This window comes from Enterococcus sp. DIV2449a, from assembly GCF_051711225.1.
Taxonomy (GTDB): domain Bacteria; phylum Bacillota; class Bacilli; order Lactobacillales; family Enterococcaceae; genus Enterococcus_D; species Enterococcus_D casseliflavus.
The window spans coordinates 796660-812054 of sequence record NZ_JBIOME010000001.1; the positions used below are offsets into that span (position 1 = coordinate 796660).

Here is a 15395-nt window from a genome sequence, read left to right on the forward strand (position 1 = left end):
TATTCATTTTACTTGCAGTAAATAAGTTTATACTATAAATTAGTAGGTGCGTGCAATATTTTATGAAGAGTAGTTAGGCGGTGGAAACTTGGGGAAGTGTGCCTAATACTCTTCGATTTTTATTTTATCATTATTTCATTTTAATAGATATTATTGATTAGAAAATCGTCATAAATTGGTTCAGTTTAATTAATAAAAGATGTATCATAGATTCATACCAACCAATCCAATTTTTCATTTGTTTACTTTTCTTTTAGTCCACTCTACGCAGGATAGAGTGGATTTTTTATTGAAATAAAAACTATGTTCTTGTAGAATGGAATCATAGCCTTGACCGGGGCTATTTCATTTTATATCTTTTTTCAGGCCCACTCTCCTTGAGGGTGGGTTATTTTTGAGCAAATGGTTTGAACGATATGGAAATAGCTAATATAATTAATTTACCTTATAAAAACTTTTTCATCTAATTGTGCCACTCCTCCCCGGGAGTGGTTGTTTGTTGTTGAAATAAGAACTGATGTTTGGTATAATTTCTTTATAATCCTCAAACGATTATATCTGCTATAGGAAGCCTAGGAAAACGCTTGTTTTTCGGGCTTCCTTTTGGTTTAATTAATTAAGCAGATATTATTATTATGAGGAGTGGTATTATGTCAAAAATTTTTTTTGCAAAAATGAATATAAATGAAGATATTTACGAAGTATATAATAATAAAAAAAGTTTAAATAATCTTTTACAAAGTATTTATTTAAATGTAAATACTAAAACTGTTATTTATGATGAACAAGGTGGTAGGTTTAAATTTTTTGACATAGATAAATTTGAGGATAATTCAATTATCCATGGCCGATTAGGCTATATTAAAAAGGGGGTTCATTCTTCATATGATCCTGAAAAAGATACTGCTATTGATACTCCCGATGAAAACAAAATCGAATACATTACTTTTTATTTTGATGTCTATAAAGAAATGTTAGCTTTTACAGTTACTCCAAGTCTGACCAAGAAAAAAGTTCTAAAATATTTTGAAGATCTTATAAAAAAAGAGTCAGATATAGGTGTGATTTTTATGTTAGAATCAGATATTACTGAATTAAAAATACAATTAAAGAAAGTTAAGGTTTTGAGCAAAGTTACTTTGAACCTTGTTCCTCCTAACGGAGACAAAAATCAGTTTGCTAACTTGTTTAGTTTAACTGCAGAAAAAGTAGGAGAAGCAGGGGCTACATTAATTAAACAAGAATATAGTAACAGAAGTAAGGAAGGGTTAAAAAAGGACAGCAATTTAATTGAAGATGCTACAACAGGTATTGCATTGGGGTATGCTGAGGGAGTATTTCATGGGAAAAATGAACAAGGTGAAAAAGTAGAAATTCATACAGAAGATAATACTCCATATGCTAAACATGTTGACAACGCTCAAAACAAAAATAAATTGATTATTGCTGACAAAGGAAGAGCTGGAATAGTAGACTTGTTAGCATATAAAGCTAATTTAAGGGAGAAAAATAAGAATGGAGAATCCCAAAAATAATAAAGGTAAAATTGATTATTATTACACCAAAAATAGTTTTTTTGATTTCTTGAAGAATACTGACACATATAAAGATATTTATTGGTCTAAAGAAGCTTTATTTTGCTTAATACTTTCTTGCTTGGTCACTTATATGCTGTATTCTCTTATCAGTATCTCGCCAACAGAGCAAACTAGCGAACAGTTACGCGACTTATTAGGAATTTTAATTGGATCATTGGTCGGACTATTAGGTTTTGTTATTGGTGGTCTTGCTTTAATCGTAGGGTCAATAGGTAAAAAAATGATAGACTTTATTAGTAGTCAAGAACAATTTTCAGAGCTATTAGGTATTGTATTTCGTTTCTATTATATTGGAGCTGTATTAGGAATCACAACTATTATTCACCTTGTTTCTTATATAATTTTATTGTTGCCAGAAAATTTCAATTTTATTTTGTCATTAATATTTCTTCTTATAAACAGTTATACTTTCTTGTTTTCTTTGATTTCATCAATAATGTTAATGGGATCGTGTATAAAATTAATGTTATTACAATATAGAATTAACGATATGTTATGATAATTAAGCGCCTAAGCTTTTACTAAGGCGCTTTTTTAATGCTTCGAATTCAACCATAATCTTCGTTTTGCCAATCACTGAATACTTCTTCACGACAAACTGCTTCCGATCGTTAAGCTCACCAGCAACTACAACCTGCATGTTCTCATCAACATCTGCCAAGAAGTTCAAACTATGCGCTGCAATCAAACAGTTCACTCCATCAAGCGAGAATCGCACCAAAGGGGTCTTGCTCATCTTCAACACTCGTATCTTCGATACATTGCCTTTCATCGTTTTCATAACAATCGCCTCCGTAAGCTTGTACATAATAGCGACAATCCGTTTTACCTATAGTGACAGCAACATAAAACTCGATACATTTTGATCCGTATAAAGCTTCCTGAGATTCAGAAATCGAATTCGGAAATTCATTTATAAACTTAGAGAAGGATAGGTAATCCTGCTCATATTGACTGATTATGTTCATATCAGTTACCGCCGGGCTTATATTTTATATTCGGTTCGTATTTTCGGAGAATTTTGTCTTGAGTCCTGACGTGATCGAACAGATAATTTTCACCGTCTATTTTAAATACAAAAGCCAACTCTTCAGAATAATGACTATAGCTGATGGGTACAGTAAAATAGGGTTTCCCGAAGTTCTCCATCGTCCGAACAAACTGATCGTAAAGTAAGTGTGCTGGACCCATTCTTTCTATAAACTCGTAGTAATATCTTTCTAATGCATAGGTCCGTTGGTGCGCAAGTGGTATTTGCATATCAATCACTCCTATTCCATTTCAACTTCTGCTAAGGATTCGGATAGTGTATCAAATAAATTTTCCTTTTCCATGAACCTTAGCCAGTCATTGTATGGATCCAAGGCCCTGCTATTAGGAGCTTTGTCCATCCTTTTAACAGACTGATAGATATTTTTTGCAGCTTGATCCCACATACCCTCGATTGCTCTGTTTAATTTTTTATCGTTCCACTTAGCCTTTCCAGACCGTAATTTATTTTTGGCGCTTTGGAAGTCCTCGGCTTTTTGCATAAATACTTCGTAACCAGATAGACGGTTTTCCAAAAGGTTTTTAAAATCATTATATTTCATTTTGACCACTCCTCTTGTCTATTTCATCTTCAGTATACGAACGTTTGTTCGTTTTGTAAAGGACTTAAATAAAGAATAGGGGGCAAAAAAGGGGCAAAATAACTTTATTAGTTCGAACTAGTTGATTTATTTTTATAATTGAAATTGTTAAAAAGGCTGTTATATAGGCATTTTTATATTAGTGTAAATGAGTGTGTCAGACAACCTTAGATGGGCGGCATGATGTAAGCAAGCCTTGAGAACTCCTCTTTTGAGGGGTTCTTTTTTTATTTGTGGAAAAAGTTTAGTGACTAGGGGCAAGAAAAAGCAAATTGTTTTTTAAAGCGAGAAATACCTACTCAGCGAGGGCTCTGATTTCTGATAGCTGAACAGATTAAGGCATCGATTCGGTTCGAAAATCCCAAGATTTTTTAGAAAGCGGTAACAATAATCATTTCTTTTCATGGTATACTAAAAAAAATTTGAAGAAGGTGATTTTGTGCAGCTGGTAAACCCTTGGGAAAATATAAAGATAGAAAAACTAAATACTTCAGAGCTCTATTATTTTGATAATGATATTCATCTGCTGTTCGTTCTGATCGGCGATGTTTCGATTCAAGACAGTGATCAGCTATTTGTTTTGCAAAAAGACGATTTTTTAGTTGTTCCTAAAGGAGAAAAAATTTTGATCCAGAACAACAATGCGGAAGTGTTCACACTGACTTTGTCTTATGATTTTCCCATGAACACAAAGGATACTGATATTGAGTATATCTTCCAAGGCAACTCTATTGAAAAGCAAAGTACTGTTAACAATGAGATTCGTAAATACATTCATCGCTTGTTGCAATTATTTGTTTATAAAGAATATAACCAGAATGCGTTTGCCTTTCAAAATTATTTTGCGCTGATCGGAAATCTGGAAAAGCATTTTCGAAAAAAAGAGACCATGGACCGTAAAAAAAGTACAACGAAAAAAATTGAAGAAATCAAGTTTTACATCGACAATAATTTTCAAAAGGATATCAAATTAGCGGATATCGCCAATAATCTGTACTTGTCTGAACAATATATTTCTCGAGTCTTTTCTAAAGAAGTTTGGCTTTCGATCAGTGATTATTTAGTGCAGAAACGTCTGGAAAAAGTCAGAAATGAACTGCTTCATACGGAAAAATCAGTGATTGAAATTGCTTATGATGCCGGTTTTTCCAATATCAATTCTTTCAATCGAATATTTAAAAAGTATCAAGGCCTGACGCCGACTGATTATCGGAAAGAAGTAAAGCAATCAATCGTTGTCTTATCGAATCCTGTGGAAGAGGAGGAGACAGATCTGGCGGATTTAAAGAAGCTGATCGATACGACAACTTCCCATGAAGGAACCGACACTTATGCCATCCAAATCAGCAATGAGAAAAGTTTTGAAAGCTATGCACCGACTTTTTTGATAAATTTGGGGTTTGCACAGGACTTGTTAAGAAAGGATTTTCATGTAGCGCTAGCACGTGTAAAGAAGGATGGACCATTTACTTACGGACGGATTTGGGGTCTATTGTCGCCGGAAATTATCGGTTGTGACCCAGATCAGCTGGACTTTTCACAGACAGACCAAATCCTTGATGCGATCCTTGATGCTGATTTAATTCCATTTCTGGAACTTGGCTTTAAAGGGAAAACAATCTACAAAGATTACACTTCGATTTTGGCGAATCAAGTTTTCAGTAAAAACAGCCTTCACTTAGAAGCGTACCTAAAAACCATTGCTCTGTTTTTGAAGCACTGCATCAGCCGCTATGGTCGGATCGCAGTTGAAAAATGGCAGGTCGAGGTATGGAAACCGCATCCCATCGTCCTACAAGCAATCCAAGCTCCATTTCTTGGTGAAGTCTTTTATGATGATACGCGGTTAAAAATTACGCGAGCCAAGGACTTCTATTGCTTTTTTACCAAGATAAGTGAGCAAATCAAGAAAATCCTTCCGAACATGAAGGTGGGTGGTTGCGGCATTAGTGTCGATATCAAAAATAGTGACGAAAATTTCCCTACATTTATCGAGTTATGGCTAGAACAAAAACAGCAACCGGACTTCTTTAGTCTAGCGGTTTATCCGATGGATGAGATCAAAAGTGATTTTACTGAACAAAGAAGAAGTAATCCAATATCACCGGATATGTACTTTATGTCGCGCCACGTAAAAGCCGTCAAAAAGATATTTAATCGCCTTCAAGCTGATATCCCAATTTATATCACTGAGTTTAATGTCACGATCGCAAATCGAGATCTGATCAATGATACAGCTTATAAAGGCAGTTATATCATTAAAAATGCGGTAGAAGTCAGTCCGTACTGTAAAGTGATCGGCTATTGGCTGCTTTCAGATACCTCAGCTGTTGCTGTTGATTGCCAGGAGAAGGAAGTATTTGGCGGGGCAGGTCTCCTAACCCGTCATGCGATTCCGAAAATCGGTTACTATGCGTTCTTATTTTTAGCGAAAATGACAGGGCGAACCCTCTACTATAATGAAGAGCTGTTAGTTACAATGCCTGATCCGTATACGATCAATATTCTGGCGATCAGTTATGCCCATTTAAATTCAGCATACTATTACAATTCTCAAGGAACCTTCCGCAAAGAAAATGTCTATGCAGTTTTCAATAATATGCCAGATAAAAAATTTCGCGTGACGATTGATTTGCCGGAGATTAACAAAAGGCAACAAGCCAAAATCACTACGCAGCAGATTGGCTTAAAAAACGGGACTCACTTAGAAGAAATGGCAAAAATTGCGATTGAGACTCTTAGTACAAGAGAAGAAGAGGCGTATTTACAAGCGCAAAGTCTGCCAAAAATGTGGATCGAACATTTGCCGCTAGGGGAACAGCTGACGATCGAATTTGCGATGGAAACCCATGATTTGCTTTTTAAACGTATTGTAATCGAAGAATAATAAGTAAAACAAACAGGAAAGTATCACACTTTCCTGTTTGTTTTATTTTCGAAACATAGTAGTGTCATACACATACAAGAGATAAGGAGAAACCTGCGAAGTAACCACAAGGAGAACTTGATATGATTCAATTGTAATCGATTACAAGATTTTTAGATTATAGAAGTAAGCAGATGTGATGACAGAAAACGAGGCGAGTGAAGATGGAAATTTATTTTGTTCGACATGGTGAAACGTATTTGAATAAATACGATCGTATGCAAGGATGGGCGGATACCCCGCTGACACATCAGGGGAGAATAAGTGCTGAAAAATGCGGAGCTTATTTGGCTTCTAAAGGAATCAGCCAGATTGTTTCAAGTGATTTAGGCAGAACGATTGAAACCAGCAAAATCATTAGAACTCAGTTAAACATAACAAAGGAGCTCTATCTCATGCCAGAGTTCCGCGAAACATTTTTCGGTTATTTTGAAGGTGAATTGAACCAAAACGTTTGGCCCAAAGTTGCAAAGTCAAAAGGCTTTGAGACCGTCAACGAGTTTTATGCAAATTTAAAAATCAACGAGGTGATGAATGCTTTTCATGAAGCTGATCCGCAAAAAGACGCAGAGGGTTACGAAACTTTTATCACTCGAATCAAAGTTGGGTTGGAAAAACTCGAAAATACGTTTTCTTCTGACAGCAAGATTTTAGTCGTGACTCACGGCAATACGATTCGAAATCTCGCCTATTTAATTGATCCGCAGATAGATTGTGCGGAAGTTGTCTTGAATGCAGCAATCACAAAGATAGCACTGACAAAGCATGAAAAAAAACTGCTCTTTTATAACCAGAGCGTGAATTTATAAGTATAGTTTTATCGAGAACGAGAAAAGACGATCACAATGGGAAGGAATTTGTAGTACGTATTATGCAGACACTAAAGCGATGAGTGACTCATAAATTTAAAGTAAGTCATCGAAGAGTGGGTTAAATTAGAGAAACGAATGGGGAGGTTTCAAAAATGAATTTTATAAATAAGCTTGAAAAGCTGCAAATAGCGGCAGAAGGAATGTCGAATAATCGTTATTTCAAGGCAGTCAGTAAAGGGATGGTCATGACAATTCCTTTCAGTATCACAGGATCGATGCTGACTTTGTTGGCAAATATACCTTTTGATGGTTACCAAAATTTTATTGATGCGAATGGGTTAAGAACATTGTTGCTGCTTCCAGGAATGTTTACTAGCAATATCATGGGGGTCATTGTGGTGTACTTTATTGCCTTCAATTTGGCAAAATCGTTTAAACTTGACGGAATGGTTCCCGGTTTCTTAGCAATCGTTTCCTTCTTGTTACTGACCCCTTTAGCAACGATTGATCAAGAAGTACGCGGAGCCATGCAACCAGTCGATTTTATTAGCTTTGATTTTATCGGTTCCAGAGGGATGTTTGTAGGAATCATTGTCGGCTTAGTCGTAGCAAAGTTATACAGTTGGTTTATTGAAAATAATATTACCATCCGAATGCCAGAAAGTGTGCCGAGTTTTGTAGAAAAATCGTTTAGTTCCATCATCCCGTGTTTTTCGATCGCTTTATTGATGGCGGTTATTTCTTGGGGGTTTGCTTTCACAAGTTATGGTAGCGTTCACAATATGATTTATACAGTGGTTCAAGCGCCGATTCAATCGATTGGCGGGTCGGTTGCCGGTGTCTTAGTCGCCTATTCATTGATTGGCTTGTTCTGGTGGTTTGGTCTGCACGGCAAAGCGATTATTTTCGGAGTATATGCGCCGATCTTACAAGCGATGACGACCGAGAACATGATTGCAGCAGCAGCTGGTGAGGTACCGCCTAATGTGATTGATCTTGGTTTTACTTATGTCTTTTTGGAAATTGGCGGGGGAGCCTGTGTTTTAGGACTTGCGGTTTGTTTTATTCTTTTTGCTAAAAGCAGTCAGTACAAAAACATCGGTCGGATCACCAGTATTCCAACCTTCTTTAGCATCAATGAACCCATTACTTTTGGAACACCGGTTTGCTTGAATCCGATATTTCTTGTACCGACCCTAGTAACGCCGTTAGTGACTGGTTTAATTGGCTACTTCTCGATTGTCAGCGGATTGGTACCTAGACCGCAAGGGGTCCATCTTCCAACAGGGTTTCCAACTTTCTTTAATGCAATAGTGGTCGGTGGCTGGAAAATGATGCTAGCACAAGTCATTTGTGTCATTGTTGCCACTGCAATTTATTTCCCGTTTTTCAAAGCAGCCGACAATCTTGAATACAAGCGGGAGCAAGCAGAAGAAAAAGAACAAGCGGCAGAAAAAGCAGTCAATTTAGGTGCTGTCGTAACGGAATAAACATAAAGGAGCGAATGAAAATGAAAAAAATCAACATTTTATTAGTCTGTAATGCGGGAATGAGTACTAGCCTTCTAATTGAAAAAATGGAGAAAGCCGGGGTGGCCAAGGGAATTGACGCTAGTGTTGATGCGCGACCAATCGAAGACATCAAAAGTTATCTTACCGGCAAAGAGGTGATTCTGTTAGGTCCACAAGTTCGATTTAAGGAAAAACAGATTCGCGCAATGGTAGAAGATCAGATTCCGGTTTCGGTGATCGATATGTCTGCATACGGAACGATGAACGGAGAAAAAGTACTACAACAAGCATTAGGATTGGTATCGCAAGCACAGTAACCGAGTGTTAAGAAAAGAAAAAGCGAGTTGCGAATACAGGATTAGTAAAATCAACAATGTATCAGCTGGAGGCTACCCCAATTTTCGAAGACTCGTCAGTCACGTTGTTGCCAATCAAGCAATGCGAAAATTTGCGATAGACAGCAGGAAACCTTAAAAAACAGCACATAGAAGGGATTTATTCCTTCTATGCAAAGGAGAATCAACCGATGAATCAAGAACAGTTAGAAGCAGTGATGGGATTGATCATCCATAGCGGTAACGCAAAAAGTGACGCGATGGAAGCTATCAGTGCGGCAAAAAACAGCGACTTTAAGCAGGCGAAAGAACGGATGAAAAGCGCAGAAGCTGCGATTGTAGAAGCGCATCATGCCCAAACCACTATGCTGACAAATGAAGCCCAAGGAATCGCAGCAGAGATTACGCTGCTGACCATCCATAGTCAGGATCATCTGATGACAGCGATTGCGTTTTGTGATTTAGCGAAAGAAATCATTGCGATCCACCAACGGATCGAGCAAGACGAAGCATAGATGCTTAATCATTGCTCTTTGCGTGTTCTAAGGTATTTTGTGCAAAATCAACTTAATCTGTGTTTCCTAACGTACCGGACGTTCTTCAAATGAAGGATATGTCCGGTTTTTTTTATTGATAGGCCAACAGCGGTAATGCAGTATGAAAAGTATGGTGTTTTTTTGCTTCGGATCGAGATGAAGTTTTTTTTAGTTAAATTTGTGTGTGCAAATTTATTGAAATAAGGAAGTGGATTTTTTTGAAAACGGTTAATCTATAAATGTAAAACAAAACAAGGAGGAACCAACATGACAAAATTACGCTTTGGATTTATCGGATGCGGAGGAATTGCGAATACAAAACATTTTCCAGCACTAGCTAAGTTAGCTGACCAAGTAGAGCTAGTCGCCTTTTGTGACATTATCGAAGAACGAGCTGTTCAAGCGGCGGAAACCTATGGAATCGGTGGTGCTTTCGTTACGACAGACTATCAGGAATTGACCCAACGCCCAGACATTGATGTGATTCACGTCTTGACACCGAATGTTTCTCATGCGGAAATCACAGTGGCAGCGCTGGAGGCTGGCAAACACGTGATGTGTGAAAAGCCAATGGCTATCAATTATGAAGAGGCAAAAAAAATGTTGGAAGCAGCCAAAAGAACAGGTAAAAAATTAACGATCGGCTATCAAAATCGCTTCCGTTCGGATTCATTAGCTACCCATGATGCCTGCGCCAAAGGGGAATTGGGAGACATTTATTTTGCTAAAGCTCACGCGGTAAGACGCAAAGGAGTACCAACCTGGGGCGTGTTTCCGGACAAAGAAAAACAAGGCGGCGGACCGCTGATTGATATCGGGACACACGCATTAGACCTTACTTTATGGTGCATGGATAATTACAAACCAAAAATGGTCTTAGGGTCAACCTATCAAAAACTAAAGGATAATCCAATGGCGAATATGTTTGGTCCTTGGGATCCTGAAACATTTGAAACCGAAGATTCAGCGTTCGGTTTAATCAAAATGGAAAATGGTGCCACGATCTTTTTAGAAGCTGCTTGGGCCTTAAATATGGTGAATCCGAAAGAAGCACAAGTTACCTTATGCGGAGATAAGGCAGGTGCGGAAATGTTTGGCAAAGCCTTTCTTGATCAGGGCTACGTCGTTTTCAATAAAGCCGATCATAATCAATTAGAGCAAACACAACCTTCTGATGCTGGCGGTGTCTTCGGTTTTGAAGGGGCTTCGTTGGAACAAAGAGATGCGGAAGCGAAACAATGGGTCGAAGCAATCTTAAATGACACTGAGCCGTTGGTAAAACCGGAGCAGGCAATCGTTGTGACACAGATTTTAGAAGCAATTTATCAATCAGCAGAAACCGGGCAAGTCGTGGAATTATAGAAGAGGGGAATAGACGATGCTAAAATTTGGAATCATCGGTTTTGGTTTTATGGGCCAGACCCACGCAAAGACGATCGAGACATTGGACTATGCAGAACTGCTTGCAGTATGTGATACCAATGCACTGCAGTTTAAAGAAGCAAGCGATCCTATTTTAACCTTTTTAAAAGCAGATGAGTTGTTGGCTGTCCCTGAAATCAACACAGTCATTATCGCAGTTCCGAATCACCTGCATTTAGAAATGGTCAAAAAAGCAGCCGAAGCCGGTAAAGACATTATTTGCGAAAAACCAGCTGCTATGAATGCCGCAGAATTTTCCGAGATGATGCAGATCACTCAAGCTGCCAATGTCCGCTTTACGATTCATCATCAACGTCGCTGGGACAAAGATTTCTGTATTGCCAAGGAAATTTACCAAAGCCAGACGTTAGGAAGAATCTTTACGGTCAAAAACAGTCTCTATGGGTTTAATGGCAACATGCATGATTGGCATATTTATCCAGAATTTGGTGGTGGCATGCTTTATGATTGGGGCGTTCATTTGATCGATCAAATGTTGACGATGCTCTCACCGAGTCGGTTAACATCTGTTTACGCCGATGTGCAAAACGTCATTAATAAGAATGTTGATGATTATTTTTCGATTATGCTTCGCTTTGACAATGGAGTGACCGGGCAAGTCGAGCTAGGCACCTATATGCTGAGTGAGAAAGAGCATTGGTTTGAGCGCCACTGGTTTATCGGCGGGAACAAAGGAAGTGCGGTTATCGATGGGTTTGATCCACAAGGTACGATCACTCGTACTTCTGAGCTGCTGCAAAGTGTTAGTGGCAAAGTAACCATGACCCCAGCAGGTCCGACCCGTTCATTTGGCCCACCGCCGGAAGGCCGAATCATCAGCGAACCGCTGCCAAAGGTTCATGTGAATCATGAAATGTTTTTTGATAATTATTATCGCTTTGTCCAAGGAGAAGAAGAGTTGGCTGTTAAACCAAATCAAATCTTTTTCTTGATGAAAGTACTGGATGCTATTCGCGTATCTGCCGAAGCGAAGCAGGCAGTTGCGCTGGCCTAGTCGCTTGGTCGTTTTATCAGACAAATTTCAGACAGTAGCTACAGAAGGAAAATAATTGAAACGAGAAAAACCCACTTGAACAGGTGGAAAAAAGAAGGAGCAGATAAGGATGAAACTTGGTGTTGTAAGTGCCATATTTGATCAAAGCAATTTTGAAGAAATGATCGATATCGTTGCTGCTAACGGCTTGGAGTGCGTGGAAGTCGCTTGCTGGCCGCAAGGAAAAGCCCAAAGGCGTTATGCAGGGGTATCGCATATCGATACGAAACAGTTGACGGATGAACGCATTCGAGAAATCCAACACTATTGCCAAATAAAGGGAGTGGAAATTTCTGCATTGGCGTATTATCCCAATCCTTTAGACGAAAACCTGAATAAAAGGCAAGAAGCGATTGACCATTTGTATACGCTGATTGATGCTTCCAAACGCATGGGAATCAATCTTGTCACAACGTTTTTAGGAAGAATGCCAACGAAAAATATCCGAGAGAACCTTGAGGAAGCGGTCAACGTCTGGCAACCGATTCTTGCTTATGCCGAAAAGCAGAAAGTGAGAATCGCCATCGAAAATTGTCCGATGCTTTTTACAGAAGATGAATGGCCGGGAGGACAAAATCTGATGACCACACCAACGATTTGGCGTCAGGTTTTTCAGCTGCTCGACAGCGAATACCTTGGTCTAAACTATGATCCATCCCATTTTGTTTGGCAGCAGATCGATTATATTCAACCTTTATATGAATTTAAGGAAAAGATTTTTCATGTTCATTATAAGGACATCAAGGTGTATCAGGAAAAGCTAAACGATGTTGGTACGATGGCTGTGCCTCTGAGTTATATGAGTCCTAAATTACCTGGTCTCGGCGATGTGGATTGGGGCAAGTACGTCTCGGCATTAACAGATATCGGCTTTGACGGATACAGCTGTATTGAGATCGAGGACAAAGCCTTTGAGAATAGTTATGAGGCCGTCAAGAAATCAGTTGCCCTAAGTACCCATTACTTGCGAAATTTTGTTTAGGAGAAGCTGCTATGGAAAACTATTATCTTGGCATTGATTTAGGCGGTACTACGACTAAATTCGGGTTGGTCACCACCGAAGGCAGATTGAAAAAAGAATGGTGGATTCCGACAGACTGTCGTCAGAACGGAACACGGATCATTCCTGACTGTCTGGCAAGTATTCAAAAAGAGCTGGCATCAGAACTGAAGCAAAAAAGGATTTTAGGTATCGGGATGGGCTGCCCTGGCGCCGTTGACCGGGTCCATGGAACGGTCAGTAATGCCTTTAACCTAGGATGGACGCATGCGCAACCGATTCGTGCGGCCTTTGAACAAAGTTTGTGTCTGCCTTTCTTTCTTGAAAATGATGCCAACGCGGCGGCTTTAGGAGAGAAATGGCAGGGGTCTGGGGATGGCGAAAAGGATGTAGTTTTTTTGACACTAGGAACTGGAGTCGGTGGAGGTGTCATTTTGAACGATCAACTAGTTACTGGAGTCGGCGGTGCCGGTGGTGAGATCGGACATTTTCCTGTGACAAATCCTCATTCGTTTGATTGTTCGTGCGGTAACAGCAGTTGTTTAGAGACGTTAGTCAGTGCTACCGGTATCGTCAAGTTAGCAGAAAGTTATCGGCTTACCACTGCGACTACGTTGAATGATTGCCCTAAATTGACCAGTGCAATCATCTTTGCTGAAGCCGAGAAAGGGGATTTGCTTGCATTAAAAGTGGTGAATGAAGCTGCCAACTATTTGGGACAAGCCTGTAGTATGATTGCCAATCTGCTAAATCCCCATTCGATCATCATTGGCGGCGGAGTAGCAGAAGCTAAGGACTTTTTAATGGACCGTGTTCGTGCACGATTCGAACAAGGGAATTTCCCAGCAGTTCGCAAGACAACGAAACTCAAAAGGGCATCATTAGGTAAAGATGCTGGTATCTTCGGTGCAGCTTATTTAGTCAAAATTAGAAACACTGCTGGCTGAAAGAATAAGACAATAATAAAAATAGTAAAGGAGAAGTTAGTATGGGAATAAAATCAGGTGTAAGCTTATACAGCTTGCAAGACGAATATATGAACAAACGAATGACCCTTGCAGAAATCATCGCATTTTTAGATGAACATGACGTTGAGGGGTTTGAAATCTTACCGGATCAAATGCTCCATAACACACCTCATCCAAGTAAAGAAACGCTGGCTGATTGGGATCGCATCATGAGTAAAGCACAGGTCAAGCCGGTTTGCGCAGATGTCTTTCTTAATACAAATTTGTATAACAATCGTGAGTTGACGCAAAAAGAATGCCTGGACCTTTTAATCGAAGAAATCAAGCTTGCCTCTCGCTTAGGCTTCAAACTCATTCGACTGGTCTCGATGGTTCCAAGTTTTGTGATTGAACCGTTGCTACCGTATGCAAAAAAGTATGATGTGGCTTTCGCGCTGGAGATCCACGCGGGGATGAGCTTTGATATTCCCGAAACAAAAGCATTTATCGATGAAATGAAACGAGTCAATTCACCCTATTGCGGTTTGGTGATTGATACCGGTATTTTCTGTGATCGAATTCCCCGTGTCTTTAATGAATTCAATAAGCAAGTTTTGGGAGTCAATCCAGCTATTATCGACTATTTCAATGCCTTTTTTGATCAAGGATTGGATGGCTCGCAAGCCTTTGATGAAGCTCACCAATTAAAACCAGAATTGGCTGCGATGGCTGAACCAAAAGACATGCCTTACATTATGTTGGCTGACGGTTATGAGAATACACCTCTCTCAGTTTTAGAGGACGTTTTTCCGTATATCAAACATTTCCATTTTAAACTGTGGGAAATGACAGACGAAGGAGAAGAGTATTCCATCGATTATCGTAAGATTTTGACTTACTTGCATGAACATGGCTACGATGGTTATGTGGCGACAGAATATGAAGGCAACCGTTGGATTTTGCCAGGGCACCCAATGGTCGAAAAAGAACAAGTGATTGCCCATCAGAAATTGATTAAGTCGATAATCACTGAATTGGAAGGGGCGACGAGCAATGTTTGATAACAATGTGTTTATTAAAGGATCTTGCAAAAATAAAGTCGTTGAAGGAGAGACGGCTGGGTTTGAATTACAGACGCACATCACGTATTATCGTGGTGTTCCTTTATCAATGGTCAATGATATTCGCGTTACTGTAGACGGTGAAGAAGTAGCAAGAGAAGCTATTCGTTGCAGTGTTGACCAAAAAGATTGGTTCACACTAGATGAGATGACGACGGTTACCACCTATAAGTGGGAGTATGGCGAGCCTTTATACATTTATGTTCAGCAAGCAGGCGGTTTACCCGCAGGTACTCATGAAGTAGAATTAGCTGTGGTGACTCGTACAGCTTACATCCCGATTCCGATTGAAGGGATCTGTAAGAGAGAAGTAGTTGTTTAAGCAAAAAGAGATAACAGAACCAACTGGTTCTGCTATCTCTTTTTCTACTCTTTCTTCGCAACAGCAATGAAAAAGCAGCAGGTGTGCGAACAGGATATTCCTTTCAAATGATTGTTCCTGTTAGTTGGCTATTTTTCATAGGCTAGAGACTTGCTAGCGCTCTATATAATTTTTAGTTAA

Annotated in this window: 17 protein-coding genes; 13 read left to right on the top strand and 4 right to left on the bottom strand. The window is 39.2% G+C overall.

The genetic code is table 11. The features are described 5' to 3' along the window. Positions 1–650: 650 nt before the first annotated feature. A complete protein-coding gene (locus IGI76_RS03885) occupies positions 651–1535 on the top strand; it encodes a DUF4747 family protein (RefSeq protein WP_081117201.1) in 885 nt (294 codons plus the stop codon). Then, entirely contained in the window at positions 1516–2097 is a 582-nt protein-coding gene (locus IGI76_RS03890; protein WP_081117200.1) for a hypothetical protein, read from the top strand. The genes IGI76_RS03885 and IGI76_RS03890 overlap by 20 nt, the downstream gene beginning before the upstream one ends. Positions 2098–2100: 3 nt before the next feature. On the opposite strand, the gene IGI76_RS03895 is transcribed toward IGI76_RS03890, so the two are convergent. From IGI76_RS03895 to IGI76_RS03910, 4 genes are read right to left on the bottom strand one after another with little or no spacing between them, the layout of a single operon-like run. After that, complete coding sequence (locus tag IGI76_RS03895; RefSeq protein WP_413139702.1) at positions 2101–2379, bottom strand: hypothetical protein; 279 nt, start codon at positions 2377–2379, stop codon at positions 2101–2103. Continuing rightward, positions 2300–2566 (bottom strand): hypothetical protein, encoded by a 267-nt coding sequence (locus IGI76_RS03900; RefSeq protein ID WP_438781104.1) that lies wholly within the window; start codon positions 2564–2566, stop codon positions 2300–2302. Before IGI76_RS03900 ends, IGI76_RS03895 begins: the two co-directional genes overlap by 80 nt. Position 2567: 1 nt before the next feature. Then, on the bottom strand, positions 2568–2858 hold the full coding sequence (locus IGI76_RS03905; RefSeq protein ID WP_252704454.1) for a DUF5960 family protein: 291 nt from the start codon (positions 2856–2858) through the stop codon (positions 2568–2570). Positions 2859–2869: 11 nt separating this feature from the next. Next, positions 2870–3190: a hypothetical protein gene (locus tag IGI76_RS03910; RefSeq protein ID WP_252704455.1), complete on the bottom strand. Its 321-nt coding sequence runs from the start codon at positions 3188–3190 to the stop codon at positions 2870–2872. A 478-nt stretch (positions 3191–3668) separates the two neighbouring features. Here IGI76_RS03910 and IGI76_RS03915 point away from each other — a divergent pair, with 478 nt between their 5' ends. The 11 genes from IGI76_RS03915 to IGI76_RS03965 all read left to right on the top strand — a co-directional run bounded on the left by IGI76_RS03915 (position 3669) and on the right by IGI76_RS03965 (position 15215). Continuing rightward, positions 3669–6116, top strand: a complete 2448-nt coding sequence (locus tag IGI76_RS03915) for a GH39 family glycosyl hydrolase (RefSeq protein ID WP_438781107.1) — start codon at positions 3669–3671, stop codon at positions 6114–6116. A gap of 203 nt (positions 6117–6319) precedes the next feature. Beyond that, positions 6320–6964, top strand: a complete 645-nt coding sequence (locus IGI76_RS03920) for a histidine phosphatase family protein (RefSeq protein WP_194193938.1) — start codon at positions 6320–6322, stop codon at positions 6962–6964. 155 nt (positions 6965–7119) lie between these two features. Further along, positions 7120–8457, top strand: coding sequence for a PTS sugar transporter subunit IIC (locus tag IGI76_RS03925; RefSeq protein WP_140965710.1), 1338 nt, complete (start codon positions 7120–7122; stop codon positions 8455–8457). A 20-nt stretch (positions 8458–8477) separates the two neighbouring features. Further along, the gene (locus IGI76_RS03930; protein WP_142967003.1) at positions 8478–8795 is read left to right on the top strand and encodes a PTS sugar transporter subunit IIB; all 318 of its coding nucleotides are present in this window, start codon (positions 8478–8480) and stop codon (positions 8793–8795) included. Between the two features lie 209 nt (positions 8796–9004). After that, complete coding sequence (locus IGI76_RS03935) at positions 9005–9328, top strand: PTS lactose/cellobiose transporter subunit IIA (protein WP_153883423.1); 324 nt, start codon at positions 9005–9007, stop codon at positions 9326–9328. A gap of 288 nt (positions 9329–9616) precedes the next feature. Further along, positions 9617–10711: a Gfo/Idh/MocA family protein gene (locus IGI76_RS03940; protein WP_153883422.1), complete on the top strand. Its 1095-nt coding sequence runs from the start codon at positions 9617–9619 to the stop codon at positions 10709–10711. Between the two features lie 16 nt (positions 10712–10727). Beyond that, positions 10728–11786 (top strand): Gfo/Idh/MocA family protein, encoded by a 1059-nt coding sequence (locus IGI76_RS03945; protein ID WP_194193939.1) that lies wholly within the window; start codon positions 10728–10730, stop codon positions 11784–11786. Positions 11787–11895: 109 nt separating this feature from the next. After that, positions 11896–12807 carry a sugar phosphate isomerase/epimerase family protein gene (locus IGI76_RS03950; RefSeq protein ID WP_194193940.1) on the top strand — a complete coding sequence of 304 codons (912 nt, stop codon included), beginning with the start codon at positions 11896–11898 and terminating at the stop codon, positions 12805–12807. Between the two features lie 11 nt (positions 12808–12818). Further along, positions 12819–13772: an ROK family glucokinase gene (locus IGI76_RS03955; protein ID WP_142967007.1), complete on the top strand. Its 954-nt coding sequence runs from the start codon at positions 12819–12821 to the stop codon at positions 13770–13772. 41 nt (positions 13773–13813) lie between these two features. Continuing rightward, positions 13814–14833 carry a sugar phosphate isomerase/epimerase family protein gene (locus tag IGI76_RS03960; RefSeq protein ID WP_194193941.1) on the top strand — a complete coding sequence of 340 codons (1020 nt, stop codon included), beginning with the start codon at positions 13814–13816 and terminating at the stop codon, positions 14831–14833. Continuing rightward, a complete protein-coding gene (locus IGI76_RS03965; protein ID WP_153883417.1) occupies positions 14826–15215 on the top strand; it encodes a C-glycoside deglycosidase beta subunit domain-containing protein in 390 nt (129 codons plus the stop codon). Before IGI76_RS03960 ends, IGI76_RS03965 begins: the two co-directional genes overlap by 8 nt. Positions 15216–15395 lie beyond the last annotated feature (180 nt).

What these genes read in the sequence shown, in the direction of transcription:
- IGI76_RS03885 (WP_081117201.1), top strand. Translation starts at nt 651, where the DNA reads ATGTCAAAAATTTTTTTTGCAAAAATGAATATAAATGAAGATATTTAC.
- IGI76_RS03890 (WP_081117200.1), top strand. Translation starts at nt 1,516, where the DNA reads ATGGAGAATCCCAAAAATAATAAAGGTAAAATTGATTATTATTACACC.
- IGI76_RS03895 (WP_413139702.1), bottom strand. Translation starts at nt 2,379, where the DNA reads ATGAAAACGATGAAAGGCAATGTATCGAAGATACGAGTGTTGAAGATG.
- IGI76_RS03900 (WP_438781104.1), bottom strand. Translation starts at nt 2,566, where the DNA reads ATGAACATAATCAGTCAATATGAGCAGGATTACCTATCCTTCTCTAAG.
- IGI76_RS03905 (WP_252704454.1), bottom strand. Translation starts at nt 2,858, where the DNA reads ATGCAAATACCACTTGCGCACCAACGGACCTATGCATTAGAAAGATAT.
- IGI76_RS03910 (WP_252704455.1), bottom strand. Translation starts at nt 3,190, where the DNA reads ATGAAATATAATGATTTTAAAAACCTTTTGGAAAACCGTCTATCTGGT.
- IGI76_RS03920 (WP_194193938.1), top strand. Translation starts at nt 6,320, where the DNA reads ATGGAAATTTATTTTGTTCGACATGGTGAAACGTATTTGAATAAATAC.
- IGI76_RS03925 (WP_140965710.1), top strand. Translation starts at nt 7,120, where the DNA reads ATGAATTTTATAAATAAGCTTGAAAAGCTGCAAATAGCGGCAGAAGGA.
- IGI76_RS03930 (WP_142967003.1), top strand. Translation starts at nt 8,478, where the DNA reads ATGAAAAAAATCAACATTTTATTAGTCTGTAATGCGGGAATGAGTACT.
- IGI76_RS03935 (WP_153883423.1), top strand. Translation starts at nt 9,005, where the DNA reads ATGAATCAAGAACAGTTAGAAGCAGTGATGGGATTGATCATCCATAGC.
- IGI76_RS03940 (WP_153883422.1), top strand. Translation starts at nt 9,617, where the DNA reads ATGACAAAATTACGCTTTGGATTTATCGGATGCGGAGGAATTGCGAAT.
- IGI76_RS03945 (WP_194193939.1), top strand. Translation starts at nt 10,728, where the DNA reads ATGCTAAAATTTGGAATCATCGGTTTTGGTTTTATGGGCCAGACCCAC.
- IGI76_RS03950 (WP_194193940.1), top strand. Translation starts at nt 11,896, where the DNA reads ATGAAACTTGGTGTTGTAAGTGCCATATTTGATCAAAGCAATTTTGAA.
- IGI76_RS03955 (WP_142967007.1), top strand. Translation starts at nt 12,819, where the DNA reads ATGGAAAACTATTATCTTGGCATTGATTTAGGCGGTACTACGACTAAA.
- IGI76_RS03960 (WP_194193941.1), top strand. Translation starts at nt 13,814, where the DNA reads ATGGGAATAAAATCAGGTGTAAGCTTATACAGCTTGCAAGACGAATAT.
- IGI76_RS03965 (WP_153883417.1), top strand. Translation starts at nt 14,826, where the DNA reads ATGTTTGATAACAATGTGTTTATTAAAGGATCTTGCAAAAATAAAGTC.